General features: G+C 71.9%; 4 protein-coding genes and 1 pseudogene. 3 read left to right on the top strand and 2 right to left on the bottom strand.

Going from position 1 to position 21,476, the window contains the following annotated elements; translation table 11 throughout:
* Positions 1–63: 63 nt before the first annotated feature.
* Positions 64–16,569, bottom strand: a pseudogene (locus tag AC4BDD_RS26705) (type I polyketide synthase); the annotation flags it as partial.
* A 622-nt stretch (positions 16,570–17,191) separates the two neighbouring features.
* Positions 17,192–17,959, bottom strand: coding sequence for a thioesterase II family protein (locus tag AC4BDD_RS26700; RefSeq protein ID WP_490688006.1), 768 nt, complete (start codon positions 17,957–17,959; stop codon positions 17,192–17,194).
* A 269-nt stretch (positions 17,960–18,228) separates the two neighbouring features.
* On the opposite strand from AC4BDD_RS26700, the gene AC4BDD_RS26695 reads away from it, so the two are divergent.
* The 3 genes from AC4BDD_RS26695 (at position 18,229) to AC4BDD_RS26685 (ending at position 21,452) form a co-directional block, all read left to right on the top strand.
* On the top strand, positions 18,229–19,224 hold the full coding sequence (locus AC4BDD_RS26695) for an FkbO/Hyg5 family chorismatase (protein ID WP_490688005.1): 996 nt from the start codon (positions 18,229–18,231) through the stop codon (positions 19,222–19,224).
* 124 nt (positions 19,225–19,348) lie between these two features.
* Positions 19,349–20,416: a tRNA (adenosine(37)-N6)-threonylcarbamoyltransferase complex transferase subunit TsaD gene (tsaD, locus tag AC4BDD_RS26690; protein WP_490688004.1), complete on the top strand. Its 1,068-nt coding sequence runs from the start codon at positions 19,349–19,351 to the stop codon at positions 20,414–20,416.
* A 121-nt stretch (positions 20,417–20,537) separates the two neighbouring features.
* Positions 20,538–21,452: a D-alanyl-D-alanine carboxypeptidase family protein gene (locus AC4BDD_RS26685; RefSeq protein ID WP_490688003.1), complete on the top strand. Its 915-nt coding sequence runs from the start codon at positions 20,538–20,540 to the stop codon at positions 21,450–21,452.
* The last annotated feature ends 24 nt before the right edge of the window (positions 21,453–21,476 follow it).

Below are 21,476 nucleotides of genomic sequence, written 5' to 3'. Positions count from 1 at the left end.
CACAACACATCACCCCAGCTGGAATTTCGAGACGGTCGGATTCATCGGATCGGATTCGTCGGTTCAGAAGTCTCCGAACTCATCGTCGATGAGTTTGAAGATCTCCTCGTCCGTGGCCGCGTCAATCAGGCCGTCGTCGTCCTCTTCCGTTGGGCGCACGGTGCTGCGCCACTTCGTCAGCATGTCGTTCAACCTGGCGATGACCTTCGTACGGTCCTCGTCCGACTCCATGGACGACAGGGCCGCCTCGACCTTGTTCAGCTCCGTCAGCGCGGAGTCGGCCGAGGCCGGATCGTCCGTCTGACCGTCGTGGTCGGCGGGGACGATCGCGGCACGCAGGTGCGCGGCGAGCGCGGCCGGCGTCGGGTAGTCGAAGAGCAGAGTCGCCGGGAAGGTGAGTCCGGTCAGCCGCTGCAGCCCGTTGCGGAGTTCGACCGCGGTGAGCGAGTCGAAGCCCAGGTCCAGGAAGCCGCGTTCGGGATCCACGGTCCGCGCCGAGGCGTGTCCCAGGACGGTCGCGGCGTGGTTGCGGACCACGTCCAGCAGGACGCGCTCCCGCCCGCTCTCGGACAGACCGGAGAGGCGGTGCGCCAGGTCCGTGCCCGCCGACCCGGAGGCGGAGGACGCGTCGACGTCCGACGCGGCACGCAATGCCTCGCGCGCCTCGGGCAGTTCGCCCAGCAGCGGGCTGGGGCGGGTGGCGGTGAAGGACTGGGCGAAGCGCTGCCATTCCAGGTCGGCGACCGTGACCGCGGTGTCGTCATGGTCGAGCGCCTGCCGCAGCGCCGCCAGCGCCGGCTCCGGTGCCATCGGCACCACACCGCTGCGGCGCAGCCGCTCCTCCACGACCTGGGCGTCGGCGGCCATGCCGCTGTCCGCCCAGGCGCCCCAGGCGACCGAAGTGGCCGTGAGGCCGTTCTGCCGCCGGTACTGGGCCAGCGCGTCGAGGAAGGCGTTGGCCGCCGCGTAGTTGCCCTGCCCCGGGCTTCCCGCGGTGCTCGCCAGCGAGGAGAACAGCACGAAGGCCGACAGGTCCAGGTCCTGGGTCAGCTCGTGGAGGTGCCATGCGGCATCCGCCTTGGGCCGCAGCACCGCGTCGATGCGCTCCTCGGTGAGCCCGTCCACGACGCCGTCGTCCAGGATCCCCGCGGTGTGGACCACCGCGGTCAGCGGATGCTCGGCCGGCACGGCCGCCAGCACACCGGCGAGCGCCTGCCGGTCGGCCACGTCGCACGCGGCCAGGGTCACGCTCACGCCGAGCCCGGAGAGCTCCTCGCGCAGCGCTTCGGCGCCCGGCGCCTCGGCGCCGCGCCGGCTGACCAGCACCAGGTGTTCCGCGCCCGCGGCGGCCAGCCAGCGTGCCACATGGGCGCCCAGGGCGCCCGTGCCGCCGGTGACCAGCACCGAGCCGCTCGGCGCCCAATCGCGGGACGCGGTGCCGGTGTTGCGAGCCCGCACCAGCCGGCGCACGTACACACCGGACGAGCGGATGGCGAGCTGGTCCTCGCCCTCCGCGGCGGTCAGCACACCGCACAAGCGGTCCAGGGTCCGCTCCTCCACGGCCTGCGGGAGGTCGATCAATCCGCCCCAGCGGTCCGGGTGCTCCAGCGCGACGACCCGGCCCAGACCCCAGACCTGAGCCTGGGTGACGTCGGTGAGGTGATCGGCCGGTCCGGTGGACACCGCGCCCCGCGTGAGCAGCCAGAGCGGCGCCTGCACCCCGGCGTCACCGAGCGACTGCGCCACCAGCGCCGTGTCGGCGGCGTTGCTGGGCAGCGCGACCACCCCGGAGAGCACCGGGTACTCCGCCCCGACCTCCTTCATCCGCTGGGCCAGCGCCGCCCGGTCGCCCACCGCGTCCGTCAGGTCGACGCGCACGACGTCAGCGCCGCGCGCCGCCAGGGCGTCAGCGATCCGGTCGGTGTCCGCACCGGATCCGGCGGCCGCCACCAGCCATGCACCGGAGAACGGCGACACGGTCGGCTCGGCCACGGGGAGCCAGTCCACGCGGTAGCGCCAGTCCCGGATGGCCGAGCGCTCACGGCCCTGCCGTCGCCATCGGGACAACAGCGGCAGCATCGCATCGAGCGGCTCGTCGTCGCCGACCTCCAGCACATCGGCGAGCGCGCTGAGGTCCTCGCGCTCAACCGCCTCCCAGAAGGCCGAGTCCGCCCCGTCAGCCGTCTGCCGGTCGGTCTCCTCCGGCACGATCCAGAACCGCTCACGCTGGAAGGCGTAGGTGGGCAGGTCGACCCGGCGCGCGCCGGTACCGGCGAAGACCGCCTCCCAGTCGGCGGCGACACCGTGGACGTAGAGCTGCCCGAGGGCCGCCAGCAGTGTCTGCTCCTCGGCACGGTCACGACGCAGGACCGGGACGAGCACGGCCTCGGTGTCCTCGGACAGGCACTCCCGGGCCATCGCCGAGAGCGTCCCATCCGGACCCAGCTCCAGGAAGCGGGTCACACCCTGGGCCTCCAGCGTGCGCACGCCGGCGGCGAACAACACCGCTTCCCGCACATGGCGGACCCAGTACTCCGCCGAGCACAGCTCCTCAGCCGACGCGACCTCACCGGTGACATTGGAGACCACCGGGACACGCGGAGCCTCGAAGGCGATCCCTGCCGCCACCTGACGGAAGTCGGCAAGCATCCCGTCCATGTGCGGCGAGTGGAAAGCGTGGCTGACGCGCAGCTGCTTGGTCTTCACACCCGAGGCGGCGAAACCCTCACTGATACGCGCCACGGCGTCAGCGTCACCGGAAATCACCACCGAGGTCGGACCGTTGACGGCCGCGACCGACACACCGGCCACGCCGTCAAGCGCCGCGCGGACGTCCTCCTCGGGAGCAGCGATGGACACCATCGCCCCACCCTGCGGCAACGCCTGCATCAGACGGGCACGAGCAGCAACCAACGCCGCAGCATCCGCCAGCGACAGCACACCCGCCACATGCGCGGCCGACAACTCACCAATCGAATGGCCAGCCACGAAGTCCGGGCGGATCCCCCACGACTCGGTGAGACGGAACAGCGCCACCTCGATCGCGAACAGCGCCGGCTGGGTGAACCCCGTCTGATCCAGCAACCCCGCATCAGACGCGAAGATCACCTCACGCAGCGGCCGCTCCAGATGACGATCCAGCTCCACACAGACCGCGTCAAACGCCTCCGCGAACACCGGGAACCGCTCACACAACTCCCGGCCCATACCGACCCGCTGCGAACCCTGACCCGTGAACAACACGGCCAGCTTCCCGCTACCAACCGCACCCTGCACGGCACCCGCCGGGGTCTCGCCGGCAGCCAGCGCCTCAAGCGCCGCGCGGAACTCCGCACGATCCGAGGCGACGACCACGGCCCGGTGCTCCAACCCAGCCCGCGACACCGCCAGCGAATAACCGACATCCGCCACGCTCACATCCGGCCGGGACTCAACAAACGCGGCCAGACGACGCGCCTGCCCCCGCAACGCCTCCGCACTCCGCGCGGACACCACCCACGACACCACGCCATCGGTGACGCGGATGTCCTCCTCGGACGCCTCCGTCTCGACGGCCGGGGCACTCTCCAGGATGACGTGCGCGTTGGTGCCGCTCACGCCGAAGGACGAGACGCCCGCCCGACGGGGCCGGCCGGTCTCCGGCCAGGCGATCTGCTCGGTCAGCAGCTCGACCGCGCCCGCCGACCAGTCCACATGCGGCGTGGGCTCGTCGACGTGCAGGGTCTGCGGCAGCACACCGTGCCGCATCGCCATCACCATCTTGATGATCCCGGCCGCGCCGGCCGCCGCCTGCGTGTGACCCAGGTTGGACTTCACCGAACCCAGCCACAGGGGGCGGTCGTCAGGACGGCCCTGACCATACGTCGCCAGCAGCGCCTGCGCCTCGATCGGGTCGCCCAGCGCCGTACCGGTGCCGTGCGCCTCGACCGCGTCCACCTCATCGGCAGAGAGCCGGGCGTTGGTCAGCGCCTGCTGGATCACCCGCTGCTGCGAGGGACCATTCGGCGCCGTCAGACCGTTGGACGCACCGTCCTGGTTCACCGCCGAGCCACGGATGACCGCCAGCACCGGGTGGCCGTTCCGCTCGGCGTCGGAGAGCCGCTCGACGAGCAGCATGCCGACGCCCTCGGACCAGCCGGTGCCGTCCGCGGCACCCGCGAACGCCTTGCAGCGGCCGTCTTCGGCGAGACCGCGCTGACGGCTGAACTCCACGAACGCCGCCGGAGTCGCCATCACCGTCACACCACCCGCGAGCGCCATGGAGCACTCGCCCTGCCGCAGCGACTGCGCCGCCCAGTGCAGGGCGACCAGGGCGGACGAGCAGGCGGTGTCGACCGTGACCGCCGGGCCCTCCAGGCCCAGCGTGTACGCGACGCGGCCCGACACCACGCTGGCGGCGTTGCCGATCCCCCGATAGCCCTCGGTGCTCTCCGGTGCGCTCATCGCGACCGTGGCGTAGTCCTGGCCGTTGGTGCCGGCGAAGACGCCGATCCGGCTGCCGCGTACGGACTGCGGGTCGATGCCGGCGCGCTCCAGCGCCTCCCAGGAGGTCTCCAGCAGCAGCCGCTGCTGCGGGTCCATCGCCAGCGCCTCACGCGGCGAGATCCCGAAGAACCCGGCGTCGAAGTCCGCGGCGTTGTGCAGGAAGCCGCCCACCCGGACATAGCTCGTGCCGGGGTGGTCCGGGTCGGGGTCGTAGAGCCCGTCGATGTCCCAGCTGCGGTCCGTGGGGAATCCGGAGATTCCGTCGCCGCCCGCGGCCAGGAGGTGCCACAGCTCCTCGGGCGAGCTGACCCCGCCGGGGAAGCGGCAGCTCATGCCCACGATGGCGATCGGCTCGTCGGCCACGGCCCCGGCGGGCGCGTCGAGCGGCGCGGCGCCCGCGGGGTCCGCGTCGGGGCCGACGAGCAGCTCGGCCAGGTGCTGGACCAGGGCCTGCGGGGTCGGGTAGTCGAAGGCGAGGGTGGCCGGCAGCGTCAGGCCCGTGATCCGCTGCAGGCGGGTGCGGAGTTCCACCGCGGTGAGCGAGTCGAACCCGAGGTCCCGGAAGGCGCGGGTCGCCTGTACCGCGTCCGCTGTGGCGTGCCCGAGGGCGGCGGCGGCCTGCCCGCGGACGAGGTCCAGCAGCTCGGATTCGCGGTCGGCGGGGACAAGCCCCGCCAGCCGCTGCCGGAGGGTGGTGAGCGCGTCCGACGGGTCGTCGTGTGCCGCCGCCGACGCCGCCAACGCCTCCTGGGCCTCGGTGAGTTCGCCGAGCAGCGAGCCGGGGCGGGCGGGGGTGGCGAGCGTGCTGGTGAAGACGGACCAGTCCAGGTCGGCGACGGCGATCGCCGTCTCCTCGTGGTCGAGCGCCTGCCGCAGGGCGGTCAGGGCGAGCTCGGGGGCCATCGCGGAGACACCGTTGCGGGACAGCCGCTCCTCGACCGCCCGTCCGTCGGCGGCCATGCCGCCGTCCGCCCAGGCGCCCCAGGCGATCGAGGTGGCCGTGAGGCCGTTCTGCCGCCGGTACTGGGCCAGCGCGTCCAGGAAGGCGTTGGCCGCCGCGTAGTTGCCCTGCCCGGCGCTGCCTGCGACGCCGGAGAACGAGGAGAACAGCACGAACGCCGACAGGTCCAGCTCGCGGGTGAGTTCATGCAGGTGGAGCGCCGCCTCGGCCTTCGGCCGCAGCACCGCCTCGACCCGCTCCCCGGTGAGCGCGTCAAGAATGCCGTCGTCCAGCACACCGGCCGTGTGCACCACCGCGGTCAGCGGGTATTCGGCCGGGACGGCCGCCAGCACCCCGGCGAGCGCGTCGCGGTCGGCGGCATCGCAGGCCGCGACGGTCACCTGAGCGCCCAGGTCCGTCAGCTCGTCCCGCAGCGCCTGCGCGCCCGGAGCGTCCGAGCCGCGCCGGCTCAGCAGCAGCAGATGCTCTGCCCCCGCGCCGGCCAGCCAGCGCGCCACGTGCGCGCCCAGGGCACCCGTGCCGCCGGTCACCAGGACCGTGCCGCTCGGCGTCCAAGCACGGGAGGTGGCGCCGGTGTTGCGTGCCCTCAGCAGCCGACGGGCATGGATGCCCGAGGCGCGAACGGCAAGCTGGTCTTCGCCGCTCGTCGCCGTGAGCGCCCCGCACAGCTGGTCGAGGGTCCGTTCGTCGGCCGTCTGCGGCAGGTCGATCAGCCCGCCCCAGCGGTCCGGGTGCTCCAGCGCGATCACCTGGCCCAGCCCCCAGAGCTGGGCCGCGCCGGGACGGGTGAGCCGATCGGCGGGACCGGTGGTCACCGCACCCGCGGTGAGCAGCCACAACGGGGCCTGGACAGCGGCGTCGCCCAGAGCCTGGGTCAGCAGCACCGTGGCCGCGGTGGCGGTCGGAAGCGCGGAGTGGGGCGCCTCGGCCTCGTCGCCCAGTCCCAGCAGCGACAGCACGCCGGTGACCGGCTGCGCGTCCGCGATGCCGCGCAACTGATCGGCGAGCACGTGGCGATCGGCGGACTCATCGAGCCGAACCGGCACGATGTGAGCCCCGCGTGACTCCAGCGCCGTCACCCACGAGTCGCCGGCCTCGCCGGAGGGCAGTACGGCCAGCCAGGTGCCGGAGAGCGTCGAGGCGCCGGCACCGGTGAGCGGGGTCCAACTGATGCGGTAGCGCCAGTCGTCCACAGCGGACAGGTCCCGGTGCTGCCGCCGCCACGAAGACAGCGCGGGCAGCACGCTGCTGAGCGGGGCCTCATCGTTCACCTGGAGCGCGGAGGCCAGAAGGGTGAGGTCATCGCGCTCGACGATCTCCCAGAAGGCGGAGTCCGCCGCGTCGGCGGACCGCTGGTCGGCCTGGCCGGGCACGATCCAGAACCGCTCACGCTGGAAGGCGTAGGTGGGCAGGTCGACCCGGCGCGCGCCGGTACCGGCGAAGACCGCCTCCCAGTCGGCGGCGACACCATCGACGTACAGCTGTCCAAGGGCCGTCAGCAGCGTCTGCTCCTCGCCACGGTCACGACGCAGGACCGGGACGAGAGTGGCCTCGCTGTCCTCAGCCAAGCACTCCCGAGCCATCGCCGAGAGCGTCCCGTCCGGACCCAGCTCCAAGAAGCGGGTCACACCCTGGGCCTCCAGCGTGCGCACACCGGCGGCGAACAACACCGCTTCCCGCACATGGCGGACCCAGTACTCCGCCGAGCACAGCTCCTCAGCCGACGCGACCTCACCCGTGACATTGGAGACCACCGGGATACGCGGAGCCTCGAAGGCGATCCCCGCCGCCACCTGACGGAAGTCGGCGAGCATCCCATCCATGTGCGACGAGTGGAAAGCGTGGCTGACACGCAGCTGCTTGGTCTTCACACCCGAAGCGGCGAAACCCTCACTGATACGCGCCACGGTGTCGGCGTCACCGGAGATCACCGCGGACGCGGGGCCGTTGACTGCCGCGACCGACACACCCGCAACGTCATCGAGCGCCGCCCGGACATCCTCCTCGGGAGCAGCGATGGACACCATCGCCCCACCCTGCGGCAACGCCTGCATCAGCCGGGCACGAGCAGCCACCAACGTCGCCGCATCCGCCAGCGACAACACACCCGCCACATGCGCGGCCGACAACTCACCAATCGAATGGCCAGCCACGAAGTCCGGGCGGATCCCCCACGACTCCACCAGCCGGAAGAGCGCCACCTCGATCGCGAACAGCGCCGGCTGGGTGAACCCCGTCTGATCAAGCAGCTCGGAGTCAGCGGCGAAGATCACCTCACGCAGCGGCCGCTCCAGATGACGATCCAGCTCCACACAGACCGCGTCAAAAGCCTCCACGAACACCGGGAACCGCTCATACAGCTCACGGCCCATACCGACCCGCTGCGAACCCTGACCCGTGAACAACACGGCCAGATTCCCGGAACCCGCAACGCCCTCGACCACGCCCGCCGGGGTCTCGCCGGCGGCCAGCGCCTCCAGGGCCGCACGGAACTCCGCACGGTCGGAGGCCACCACCGCGGCCCGGTGCTCCAACGCCGCCCGCGACACCGCCAGCGAATAGCCGACGTCCACCGGCGACACGTCATCCGCACGTTCGATCAGTGCGGCCAACCGCCCGGCCTGGGCGCGCAGTGCGGTCCCCGTCCGTGCCGAGAGCACCCACGGCACCGCACCGTCGATGACGCGGACGTCCTCCTCGGGCGCCTCGGTCTCGACGGCCGGGGCGCTTTCCAGGATGACGTGGGCGTTGGTGCCGCTGATCCCGAAGGAGGACACACCCGCCCGGCGGGGCTCGCCGGTCTCCGGCCAGGACACCTGCTCCGTCAGCAGTTCGACGGCGCCCGCCGACCAGTCCACGTGCGGCGAAGCCTCGTCGACGTGCAGGGTCTGCGGCAGCACACCGTGCCGCATCGCCATCACCATCTTGATGATCCCGGCGACACCGGCGGCCGACTGGGTATGGCCGATGTTGGACTTCACCGAACCCAGCCACAGCGGACGGTCCTCGGGGCGGTTCTGCCCATAGGTCGCCAGCAGCGCCTGCGCCTCGATCGGGTCGCCCAGCGCCGTACCGGTGCCGTGCGCCTCGACGGCGTCGACCTGCGCGGGGGACAGCTGTGCGCTGGCCAGCGCCTGCTGGATCACCCGCTGCTGGGCCGGACCGTTCGGCGCCGTCAGACCATTGGACGCGCCGTCCTGGTTCACCGCCGAGCCACGGATGACCGCCAGCACCTGGTGGCCGTTCCGCTGGGCTTCGGAGAGCCGCTCCAGCACCAGCATGCCGGCGCCTTCGGCCAGGCCCATGCCGTCCGCGGCAGCGGAGAAGGCCTTGCAGCGGCCGTCGGCGGCGAGGGCGCGCTGGCGGCTGAATCCGGCGAACGGGTCGAGGGTGGGCATGACCACCACGCCACCGGCGAGCGCCATCGTGCACTCGCCCCGGTGCAGGGCCTGGACCGCCCAGTGGAGGGCGACCAGCGAGGACGAGCAGGCGGTGTCGACGGTGACCGCCGGGCCCTCCAGGCCCAGGGTGTACGACACCCGGCCGGAGAGCACGCTGGCGGCGGTTCCGGTGACGAGGTGTGCCTCCGCGCCCTCCGGCGCGTACGCGGGGTCGCCGCCGTAGCGCTGCGCGGCCGCTCCGACGAAGACTCCGCCCTGGGTTCCGCGCAGGCTCAGCGGGTCGACGCCCGCGCGCTCCAGCGCTTCCCAGGAGGTTTCGAGGAGGAGGCGCTGCTGGGGGTCCATCGCCAGCGCCTCGCGCGGCGAGATCCCGAAGAACGCCGCGTCGAACTCGGCTGCCTGGTGCAGGAAGCCGCCCTCACGGACGTAGCTCTTGCCGGGCCGGTCCGGGTCCGGGTCGAAGAAGCCGTCCAGTTCCCAGCCGCGGTCACCGGGGAAGGCCGAGATCGCGTCGCCGCCGGTGGACAGCAGCTGCCACAGTTCCTCGGGCGAGTTGACGCCGCCCGGGTAGCGGCAGCTCATGCCCACGATCGCGATGGGTTCGTCGTCCACCGCCACGGCGGGCACGGGGGCCGAGGTGGCGCCCGCGCGGTCCGTTTCCGAGCCGAGGAGCGTGTCGGCGAGATACCGGACCAGCGCCTGCGGGTTCGGGTGGTCGAAGATCATGGTCGCCGGGAGGCGGACGCCGATCGCCGTCTGCAGCCGGTTGCGCAGTTCGACGGCGGTGAGCGAGTCGAAGCCCAGGTCGCGGAAGGCGCGGTCGGTCGTCACGGCGTCGGCGGACGCGTGGCCGAGCACAGCCGCGGCGTGGGTGCCGACCAACTCGGCGAGGATCGCGTCGCGTTCGGCCTCGGACAGTGGAGCGAGCCGCCGCACCAGTGCGCTGCCCTCGGCTTCCCCGGCACCGGCGCCGGTGCCGGCTCCGGCCGCCACGGCCAGGTCGGCGCGGTCCGCGGATTCCACGGCCGCGCGCGCCTCGGGCACCCCGTCGAGCAGCGGACGCGGGCGTGCCATCGTGAAGGCCGGGACGAAGCGCTCCCAGTCGACGTCGGCCACGGCGATGAAGGTCTCGTCGTGGTCGAGGACCTGCTGCAGCGCGGTGAACGCCAGCTCCGGCTCGATGAAGGGCAGGCCCTGCCGGCGCAGTGCTTCGGGGAGGACCTCGGCGCGGTCGGCGCCGCTGTCCCAGATGCCCCAGGCCACCGAGGTCGCGGTCAGGCCCCGGGCCCGCCGGCGTTCGGCCAGCGCGTCCAGGTAGGCGTTGGCGGCGGCGTAGGCGGCGTGGTTGCCGCTGCCCCAGACGCCTGAGATCGAGGAGAAGAGCACGAAGGCGTCGACCTCGGGCCCGAAGATCTCGTCCAGGTACTCCGCGCCTCGGGCCTTGGCCTCGACCACGGCGGCGAAGTCGGCGACGTTCGTCTCGGCCAGTGCCGCCAGCTCGGTGTAGGCCGCCGCGTGGAGCACGGCGCGTACCGGGGTGCCCTCGTGGACGAGCCGCTCGGCGAGCGTGGCCACGGCGTTCCGGTCGGTCATGTCGCAGGCGACGATGTCGAACCGCACGCCGAGGGCGGTGAGTTCGTCGGCCAGCTCGGTGGCGCCCGCGGCCTGGGGGCCTCGTCGGCTGGTCAGGACCAGGTGTTCGGCGCCACTGCGGGCCAGCCAGCGTGCGATGTGCGGCCCCAGCCCGCCGGTCGCGCCGGTGACCAGGACGGTTCCGCTCGGCTTCCAGGTGCGGGAGCCGGGGGTGTCGGTCAGGGGCGCGCGGACGAGTCGGCGCACCTGGACGCCGGACGGACGGATGGCGAGCTGGTCCTCGTCCCCCGCGGCGGTCAGCACGCCACACAGCCGGTCCAGAACCCGCTCGTCGGCGGCGCGCGGAAGGTCGATGAGGCCGCCCCAGCGGTCCGGGTGCTCCAGGGAGATCACCCGGCCCAGACCCCAGACCTGGGCCTGCTCCGCGTCGGTGAGCTCGTCGGCGCGGCCGGTGGCGACCGCGCCCTCGGTCAGCAGCCACAGCGGGGCGTCCACCCCGGCGTCTCCGAGAGCCTGTGCCAGGACCACCGTGGCCGCCGTGCCGCCGTGCAGGCCGGCATGGAGCGGATGGGCGCCGTCCTCCAGGGCCGCCAGCGACAGCACACCCGCCACCGGACCGGCGGCGCAGGCGTCCCGCAACCGGTCGGCCAGCGAGGCGCGGTCCGGTGCCGCGTCGAGCTGGACGCGCACCAGGCGGCTGCCGCGCTCCTCCAGCGCCGCCACCCACTGCTCGCCGCCGCCGCTCGACGGCAGCACCGCGATCCAGGTGCCCGCCAGCGAACGCGCCTGCGCACCCGGCAGCGGCCGCCAGTCGATCCGGTAGCGCCACCTGTCCACGGTCGAGGCGTCCCGCTGCTGGCGGCGCCACGACGAGAGCGCCGGCACCACCGCGCTGAACGGCTCCTCGTCCCCGACCCGCAAGGCCGAGGCCAGCGACGCCAGGTCCTCGCGCTCGACCGCGTCCCAGAAGGTGGTCTCGGCGGCGCTGGTGGACTGGCCGGTGGTGGGGTGCTGGTCGGTTTCGGGAGCGTCGAGCCAGTAGCGCTGGCGCTGGAAGGGGTACGTCGGCAGGTCGACCCGGCGTGCGCCGGTGCCCGCGAACACCGACGCCCAGTCCACCTCGACGCCCTGGGTGTACGCCTCCGCCAACGACGTCAACAGCCGCTGCTGCCCGCCCTCCTCACGACGCAGCGTGCCGACGGTGACCACCGGACGGTCCGCGGCATCCGCGGTCTCCTGCACACCCATCAGCAAGACGGGGTGCGCGCTGGTCTCGATGAACGCGCCATGACCCTCATCCAGCAGCGTCTCGGTCGCCTTCGCGAACTCCACCGTCTGCCGCAAGTTGCGGTACCAGTACCCGGCGTCCACACCAGTGGTGTCGATCCGGGCACCGGTCACCGAGGAGTAGAACGGGATACGGCCGGCCTGGGGCTGGATCGGGGCCAGGACCTCCAGCAGACGGTCCTCGATCTCCTCCACCTGCGCCGAGTGCGAGGCGTAGTCCACCGGCACCAACCGCGCCCGAACACCCTCAGCCTCCCAACCCGACTGAAGCTCCAACAGCACGCTGCGCTCACCGGAAACCACCACCGAGCCCGGGCCGTTGACCGCAGCCACCGACACCCGCGACCCAAATCCACCGATCCGCTCGGTGACCCGCTCCACCGGCAACGCCACCGACAGCATGCCGCCATCACCCGCGAGGTCCAGCAGCAACCGGCTCCGCAACGCCACAACCCGAGCGGCATCGTCCAGGCTCAGCGCACCGGCCACAGCCGCCGCGGCGATCTCACCCTGCGAGTGACCCACCACCGCCGCCGGCTCCACACCATGGGACTCCCACACCGCGGCCAGCGACACCATCACCGCCCACAACACAGGCTGAACGACATCAACCCGCTCCAGCCACACACCCGACTCGTCCCGAACCGTGTCCAGCAACGACCAGTCCGTGAACGGAGCAAGAGCCGCCGCACACTCGGCCATACGAGCCGCGAACACCGGCGAAGCCTCCAACAGCTCCACCGCCATACCCAGCCACTGCGAACCCTGACCGGGGAAGACAAACACCACACCACCGGGGTGGTTCGCCTGGCCGTGGAGGACGCCGGCGGCGGTTTCGCCTGCCGCGAGAGCGGTCAGAGCAGCCGTGAACTCCTCGCGGCCCGAGGCCACGATGGCGGCACGGTGCTCCAGGGAGGCGCGGGTGGTCGCCAGTGAGAGGCCGATGTCCGCCGGCGATGCGTCGGTCTCGCTCTCCACCAGCTGGACGAGGCGCTCCGCGGCTGCCCGCAGGGCCTCCGGGCCACGGGCGGAGAGGACCCACGGAACCACGGCGGCTTCGGTGTCACCCGCGCGGTCGGTCGCGTCCTCGGGCTGCTCGGGCGCCGGGACGGCTTCGAGGATGACGTGGGCGTTGGTGCCGCTGACGCCGAAGGCGGAGACGCCCGCTCGGCGCGGTTCGCCGGTCTCGGGCCAGGCGACCTGCTCGGTCAGCAGCTGGACGGCTCCGGCGGACCAGGCGACGTGCGGGGTGGGCTCGTCGACGTGGAGGGTCTGCGGCAGCACACCGTGCCGCATCGCCATCAGCATCTTGATGATTCCGGCGACACCGGCCGCCGCCTGGGTGTGGCCGATGTTGGACTTCACCGAACCCAGCCACAGCGGACGGTCGTCCACACGGCCCTGCCCGTAGGTGGCCAGCAGCGCTTGGGCCTCGATCGGGTCACCGAGGGTGGTGCCGGTGCCGTGCGCCTCGACCGCGTCCACCTGCTGGGGGGCGAGGCCGGCGTTGGAGAGTGCCTGGCGGATCACCCGCTGCTGGGACGGGCCGTTCGGCGCGGTCAGGCCGTTGGAGGCGCCGTCCTGGTTGATGGCGCTGCCCCGGACGACGGCGAGGACGGGGTGGCCGTTGCGCTGGGCGTCGGAGAGCCGCTCGATGAGGAGCATGCCCGCGCCCTCGGCCCAGCCGGTGCCGTCCGCGGCACCCGCGAACGCCTTGCAGCGACCGTCCGCGGCCAGGCCGCGCTGGCGGCTGAACTCCACGAACACATCCGGCGTCGACAGCACGGTCACACCGCCGACCAGCGCCATCGAGCACTCACCCTGGCGCAGCGACTGCGCCGCCAGGTGCAGGGCGACCAGCGAGGACGAGCAGGCCGTGTCCACCGTCACCGCCGGGCCCTCCAGGCCCAGCGTGTACGCCACCCGGCCGGTGGCCACGCTGCCGGCGTTGCCGGTCTCCAGGTAACCCTCGACGCCCTCGGGGAGGGCGTTCAGGCGGCTGGCGTAGTCGTGGTACATCACGCCCGCGAAGACGCCGGTACGGCTGCCGCGCACCGACAGCGGATCGATACCGGCCCGCTCGAACGCCTCCCAGGAGGTTTCGAGGAGAAGGCGCTGCTGCGGGTCCATCGCCAGCGCCTCACGCGGCGAGATCCCGAAGAACGCGGCGTCGAAGTCGGCGGCGTCGTAGAGGAATCCGCCCTCGCGGGCGTAGCTGGTACCCGAGTGGTCGGGGTCGGGGTGGTAGAGCTTGTCGAGGTCCCAGCCGCGGTCGGTGGGGAAGGCGGAGATGGCGTCGTCGCCGCCTGACACCAGGCGCCACAGCTCCTCGGGGGAGGTGATGCCGCCCGGGTAGCGGCAGCCGATGCCGACGATGGCGATGGGGTCGTCGGCGGCGGCGAGCGGGCCGCTCGGGAGCGGGCCGGTGAGGGCGTCCTTGCTCTCCAGCAGTTCCGCTTGCAGGTAGCGGACCACGGCCTGCGGGGTGGGGTGGTCGAAGACGAGGGTGGCCGGCAGGCGCAGGCCGGTGGCGGCCGCCAGGCGGTTGCGCAGCTCCACGCCGGTCAACGAGGTGAAGCCCTGCTCCCGGAAGCTGCGGCGGGGCTCGAAGGCGGCTTGGCCCAGGTCGCCGTGGACGGCCGTCGCCTGCTCGCGCACCAGCTCGTGCAGGGTGCGGGTCCGTTCGGCGTCGGACATGCCGGCGAGTCGGTCGCGCAGCGCGGACAGGACGGCGTCGCCGTCCCCGTGGAGCGGGTCGGTGTGGCCGACGGACCGCAGCCGGGGGGCGTAGGCCGTGCCGGCGCGTATCGCGAGCTGCGGCTCCGCCCAGCCGGCGGCGGTGGTGAGCAGGGCCCGTGACGCTTCGTCAGCGTCGAGGTCGAGCAGCGTCAGCCGGTCGGGGTGCGCCTCCTGAACGGCGCGCAGGAGGTCGACCAGGGCGGCGTCGGCCGGGTCGGGTGCGTCCTCGCCGGGCGCGGCGGAGACCGCCTGCTGGGTGACGATGACCAGGTGGGAGGGGGCGAAGCGGGGGTCGGCGAGCCATCGGCGGATCCGGTCCGGCGACCTCTCACCGGTCGTGTCGGACGTGCCGGTCGTGCCGGTCTGGGGGCCGTCGGCCTCGGGGGCGTCGGCCGGAGTGATGTGCCGGTGCCAGATGGCCACGTGGCCGGGGACGGGGGTGCCGGAGGCGATGGCCGCGCCGAGCGCGTCGAGGTCCCGGTAGGTCGGGGCGTCCGGTACGAGCGCGTCGGGGCCGATCTGCGCCCAGCCGGTGGCCGGGTGCGCGGCGTCGTCGGTGGCGTCGGCGTCGTCGGTGGCGGCCGGGGCGGTGCCGGGGCCGGTCACCTCGGTCCAGTCGAGCCGGAAGAGGGACTCGTGGGAGGTGTCGCCGAGGGCGAGGAGCTGGACGGGCCGTTCGGCCAGCAGATGGCGGATGATCTTGCCGGAGCCGGTGCGCGGGATCGCGTCGACCTCGTACAGCTCCGCGGGCACCTTGTAGTTCGCCAGTCGCTCCCGGCAGACGGCGAGGACCTGGTCGCGGTCGAAGGCGCCGGGCTCGTCCAGGATCAGGTAGGCGATCGGGACTTCGCCGAGGGTCTGGTGGGGCTTGCCGGTCACCGCCGCGTCGGCGATGCCGGGGGCGGCGCGCAGCGCTTCCTCGACCTCTGCGGGGTGGATGTTCTCGCCGCCGCGGATGATGAGTTCCTTGATGCGGCCGCTGATGGTGAAGTAGTCGTTCTCGTCGCGCCGGGCGAGGTCTCCGGTGCGGTACCAGCCGTCGCGCAGTGCCGCGGCGGTGGCCTCGGGCTGGTTGTGGTAGCCGACCATCAGGCTCGGTCCGCTGACCCACACCTCGCCCTCTTCGCCGGCCGGCACGTCCTGGCCGGTCTCCGGGTCGACCAGGCGCACTCCGAGGCCGGGGACCGGCTGTCCGCAGGAGCCGGTGACCCGCTTCCCGCCGGGCGGGTTGATGGTGATCAGGCCGCAGGTCTCGGTGGAGCCGTAGGCGTCCAGCAGGGGCAGGCCGAAGGTGTCCTCGAAGGAACGGGCCAGCGAGGGCGCGGTGACCGCTCCGGCCACCATGCAGGCGCGCAGCTCGGTGGTGTCCAGCGGCTCCTGGTCGGCGGCGAGCACCATGTGGTGGTACATGGTCGGCACGCCCACCAGCAGGGTGAACGATTCGGCGCGCATCAGCCGCAGCACGTCCTCGGCCACGAAGCCGCCCATGATCCGCGCGGTGGCTCCGGTCGCGGTGACGCCGATGACGCAGAGGATGTGGGCGAGGCTGTGGAAGAGGGGCAGCGGCCACAGCACCCGGTCCCGCTCCGAGAGGCCCAGTACCGGCGCGTAGCAGGCTGCGACCGACCACAGGCAGCTGCGCTGGGTGGAGAGCACGCCCTTGGGCCGCCCGGTCGTCCCGGAGGTGTAGAGCATCCAGGCGGTCTCGTCGAGTCCGAGGTCGTCGCGGGCGGGCTGGGCCGGCTGGGAGGAGGCCATCGCCTCGAAGGAAGCGTGTCCGGCCTCGGAGTCGTCTTCGCCGACGACCACCACGCGCACCTGTTCACGGCCGCCGCCCAGGATGCGGGTGATCTGTTCCAGGTGGGCGGTGTCGGCGATGACGACGCGGGCGCCGCTGTCGTCGAGGACGTGGGCGACTTCGCCGTCCGCGGACTGGGGGTTGACCGGCACGCCGACGCCGGCTGCCCGGGTGACGGCGAGGTAGCTCTCGATCACCTCGACGCTGTTGTTGAGGAGGATCACCGCGCGGTCGCCGCGCCGCAGGCCCAGCCCGGCCAGGTGTCCGCCGAGGCGAGCGGTGCGCCGCTCCAGTTCCCGGTAGTTCACGCTGCGCCGCTCGTCAGCGAAAGCGATCTGGTCGCCTCGCTGTCCGGCGTGGGCACGCAGCAGTTCGGGCAATGGCTGAATCAGCTCTGCACGCACCTTGGGATTCCTTTTCCTCGCCTCGTTGACAGCACGTGCCGGGATTCGGGTCCCGGCAATGGGCGCACCAGCCCATGGATGTGTTGTGAGGGCATGCCGCGACATTTCTCACGGCAGGCCGGCGCCTGTCAGGGAATGTGTATGACGGCGCCGTTCAGCGCCGAGTGAATGCCCCGCCTAAGAATGGGGACAAGTGTGGCGGGCAAGTTGCGAGGCTCTGATGGCCACGCCAGAACTCCGTGACCCCATGAACAGCGTCGCTGCCTCGGCTCCTCGTGATTGCTCCATGGCAATGAGGTCGTGCCGGTCGAGCATGCGTACTTCTCCCCCGTGTGTGCTGTCGCCACCCCCGCGACCAACAATAACTTCAGCACTTTGCAGGTGCGTTTCCGTAGTGTACCTCTCCCGCTCGAGCGCATATTCGACGGTCGCCGTCAGGTCGTGGGTGTGGTCGGCGGCCTGACGGCGCCTCGGCTCGGCGGGCGGAAGCCGGCGGGCCTTCGGTGGAAGGGCGCCGGGCGGTTCAGTGGTCGGTGGTGCGGCCGGGCAGCAGCCTGGCGGCCACGGCCTGGGCGACCTCCGTGCGGTGGTCGCTGAGGTAGAAGTGGCCGCCGGGGAAGGTCAGCAGCTCGAACGGGCCGGTGGTGTGCTCCTCCCAGGCCGCTGCCTCGTCCCGGTCCACCCTGGGGTCGGCCTCTCCTGTGAGCATGGTCACGGGGCATGCCAGCGGCGGTCCGGGCTGGTAGACGTAGGTTTCGGCTGCCGTGTAGTCGCCGCGGAGAGCGGGCAGGACCATGCGCCGCATCTCCTCGTCCTCCAGGAGGCGGGGGTCGGTGCCGCTGAGCTCCGCCAGCTCGGAGATGAGGCCCTCGTCGTCGCGCAGGTGCACGTCTTCGTGGCGGGAGCGGGACGGCGCGCGCCGGCCGGAGACGAACAGGTGCTCCAGAGGGATGTCCTGCTCCTGCAGACGGCGGGCCACTTCGAAGGCCAGGGTGGCGCCCATGCTGTGGCCGAACAGGGCCAGGGACTCACCGGTCCACGGCCGCAACTCCTCCAGTACGCGGTCCGCGAGCTCCCGCAAGTCCGTGATACACGGCTCCAGACGCCGGTCCTGACGCCCCGGGTACTGAATCGCCAGCATCTCCACGGTGGGCGGCAGCAAACGTGCGAACGGGTGGTAGAAACTCGCCGCGCCTCCGGCATGCGGAAGGCAGACCAGGCGCACGTCACCGGAGGGCGCGGAGCCAAATCGCTGTATCCAGGCGCTGTTTCGGGCGGCACTAGCGGGCATCTGGCTTCTCGTCCTCCAAGTCGGGCAACGTCGGTAGCCTACGAAAACCCGTCAGGAAGCTTCAATGTCGACCCCATCACAGAAAGCAAGTCGCATAGACAAGCACTGACGTATGGTGGGGGCGTTGGCATGGATCGGCATGCGTCGCGCGGCGACCCTCCGACCCACACCCCTGGCCAGCCTTCACTCTGCGTATTCCTACGCATTCTTCCCGCAATTATCTGGTCCCTCATCACCGAGCCGTGATCTGCGGCGCGTTGGAGTTTCCTATGCTGCGATGCGATTACATCGTCCCCGGCCAGTTGCCCGAGAGCCGGCCTGGCCGCTTCGTCCTCGGAGAGGTCACGTACGGACTGGAGGGCTCGAATCCGCTTGTGCTGGACGGTGTGCCGGTGCTCCGCACGCACATGGCGGCCGACGAGACGGAGGTCCGCACCGAGCGGTGGACGGTGGACCAGCCGGTCCGCACGGGCACCGAGAACGGCCTGGTGTACGGCTATACCGACGACTACCTGTTCTGCGCGGGCTTCATACCCGGGCAGGGCACCTACACCGAGGCGACCCGGGCCGCCTACACGGCGGTCTTCGAGCTGGTCGAGCGGCTGGGTTACCCGAGCATCTTCCGGATGTGGAACCTGATCGGCCGGATCAATGAGCCGAACGCCGAGGGGCTCGAGGTCTACCAGGACTTCTGCCGGGGCCGCGCCGAGGCGTTCGAGCTGTACGCGGCCCAGGGGCGGGACATGCCCTCGGCCACCGGCATCGGCTCCCGCGGCGAGGGCATCGCCTTCTACTTCCTGGCCTCCCGGACCGGCTCCCGCGTCAACATCGAGAACACCCGCCAGGTCCCGGCCTACCACTACCCGGAGCAGTACGGGCCGAAGTCGCCAAGCTTCGCCCGGGCCACCCATCTGACGCCGCGTGACGCCGAGTCCGGTGCGGCGCAGCTCTACATCTCCGGCACCGCGGCCATCCTCGGCCACCAGACGGTCCACTCCGACAGCATCGACAAGCAGTGCCGGGTGGCGCTGGAGAACATCGAGCACCTCATCGGCGACCGGAACCTCAAGGAGCACGGCATCGACCGGGGCCATGAGCTGTCCGACCTGACCCAGGTGAAGGTCTACGTGCGGCACCTGGAGGACATGCCGCAGGTCCGCGAGGCGTGCCAGGAGGTGTTCCCGGAGCCGGTCGACATCGCCTACTTCCACGTCGACATCTGCCGCTCCGACCTCCTCGTCGAGATCGAGGGCGTCATCGCGTAACGCCCGCGGTCCGAGCAGGCGGCCTGTCCCATCCGGGGCAGGCCGCTTTCTCGTCCCTTGTTGCAATTCATATGCAACTACACTATGTGGGCAATAAATGCTTCGGACGGCAGGGAAGGCGCTCATGGCTGCTCGGCGGATCGTGCTCGGTATCGAGTCCTCGTGTGACGAGACCGGGGCGGGGCTGGTCAGCGACGGCCGGCTGCTCGGCCACGCGGTCGCATCGAGCATGGACGAACACGCCCGGTTCGGCGGGGTGGTGCCGGAGATCGCCGCGCGCGCCCATGTGCACGCGCTCAACCCGGTGGTGCGCAAGGCGCTGGACGAGGCCGGGCTGCGGCTGTCCGACATCGGGGCGATCGCGGTGACGACCGGTCCGGGCCTGTCCGGCGCTCTCCAGGTCGGGGTGGCCGGCGCCAAGGGGCTGGCGTACGCGCTCGGGGTGCCGCTGTACGGAGTGCACCACCTGGCCGGACACGTCGCCGCCGACACCCTGGAGCACGGACCGCTGCCCGACCCCTGCGTGGTGCTGATCGTCTCCGGCGGCCACACCTCGCTGCTGCTGGTGCGCGATCTGGCCCGCGACCCGATCACGCACCTGGGCGACACCCTCGACGACGCGGCGGGCGAGTGCTTCGACAAGGTGGCCCGCGTCTTCGGCCTGCCCTATCCCGGCGGACCGGCCGTCGACCGGGCGGCCCGGGACGGCGACCCGCGCGCCGTGCCCTTCCCCCGCCCGCTCACCGGCCCCCGGGACGACGCCTACGGCTTCTCCTTCTCCGGGCTGAAGACCGCCGCCGCCCGATGGGCGGAGCGGCACCGGGGCATGGCGCTGCCGGTGGCCGACGGCGCCGCCTCGCTCCAGGAGGCGGTGGCCGACGTCCTGACCCGCAAGGCGGTCGCCGCCTGCACCGACCACGGCGTCGGCACCCTCGTCGTGGTCGGGGGCGTCGCCGCCAACTCCCGTGTCCGGGCGCTGGCCCAGGCGCGGTGCGCCGCGGCCGGCATCACACTGCGCGTGCCGTCGCTGCGGCTGTGCACCGACAACGGCGCGATGATCGCCGCCATCGGGGACCTGCTGGTCCGGGCGGGCGCCGAGCCCGCACCGCTGGACGTGTCGATCGACCCCTCCGCACCCCTGGAGTACGCCGCGCTGCACCCGGTCGTCCGGCCCGCCGCGCGCGCCGCCTGACGGTCGAAGAAACCTCCCCGGCGCGCACATCCTTCCGCGCCTCTCGCCCGTCTTAGGAGTCAGCCACACTTTTCGGTGGCCCCATGGCAGGGCACTTGGAGTACTCATTTTGAAGACTGGCATGAAGGGCATCCGCTGCGCCTCAGCGGTTGCCGTCACCGCGGGAGCCGTCCTGGCGGCCGGCGCGTTCACCGCACCGGCGCAGGCCGCGACGGCCACGAGCACCACCACGGCACAGGCCGCGGCCCTCAGGACACCCTCGATCACCGCCAAGGGCGGTTTCGTGATGAACAACGGGACGGGGGCGTCCCTCTACGGCAAGGCCGCGGACACCCGCCTTTCCACCGGCTCCACCACCAAGATCATGACCGCTCGGGTGGTGCTGGCCCAGCGGAACCTCGACCTTGACGCCAAGGTCAAGGTCCAGAAGGCGTACAGCGACTACATCGTCGACAACAACTGGGCCTCCTCGGCCCGTCTGATCGTCGGCGACAAGGTCACCGTCCGCCAGCTGCTGTACGGGCTGATGCTGCCGTCCGGCTGCGACGCGGCGTACGCGCTGGCCGACAAGTTCGGCACCGGCTCGACGCGGGCCGCGCGGGTGAAGTCGTTCATCGGCAAGATGAACGCCACCGCCGAGAGCCTCGGCATGCGGAACACGCACTTCGACTCGTTCGACGGCATCGGGCACGGTGCGAACTACTCGACACCGCGCGACCTGACGAAGCTCGCCAGCAGCGCGATGAAGAACTCCACCTTCCGCACCGTCGTGAAGACCAAGTCGACCCGGCAGAAGGTCACCACGAGCAACGGCGGCTACCGCTACATGGATTGGGAGAACACCAATCCGCTGCTCGGCAGCTACTCCGGAGCCATCGGTGTCAAGACCGGCTCCGGCCCGGAGGCCAAGTACTGCCTGGTGTTCGCCGCCACCCGGAACGGCAAGACGGTCATCGGCACGGTCCTGGCCTCCTCTTCGCCGGCCAACCGGGCGACCGACGCCAAGAAGCTGATGGACTACGCCTTCCAGCGGTAGTCCACCCGGCACAGCCATGAGGGC

The sequence above is a fragment of the Streptomyces sp. JLBT605 genome (assembly GCF_058215555.1).
This window is presented reverse-complemented; position numbering and strand designations above follow the sequence as displayed.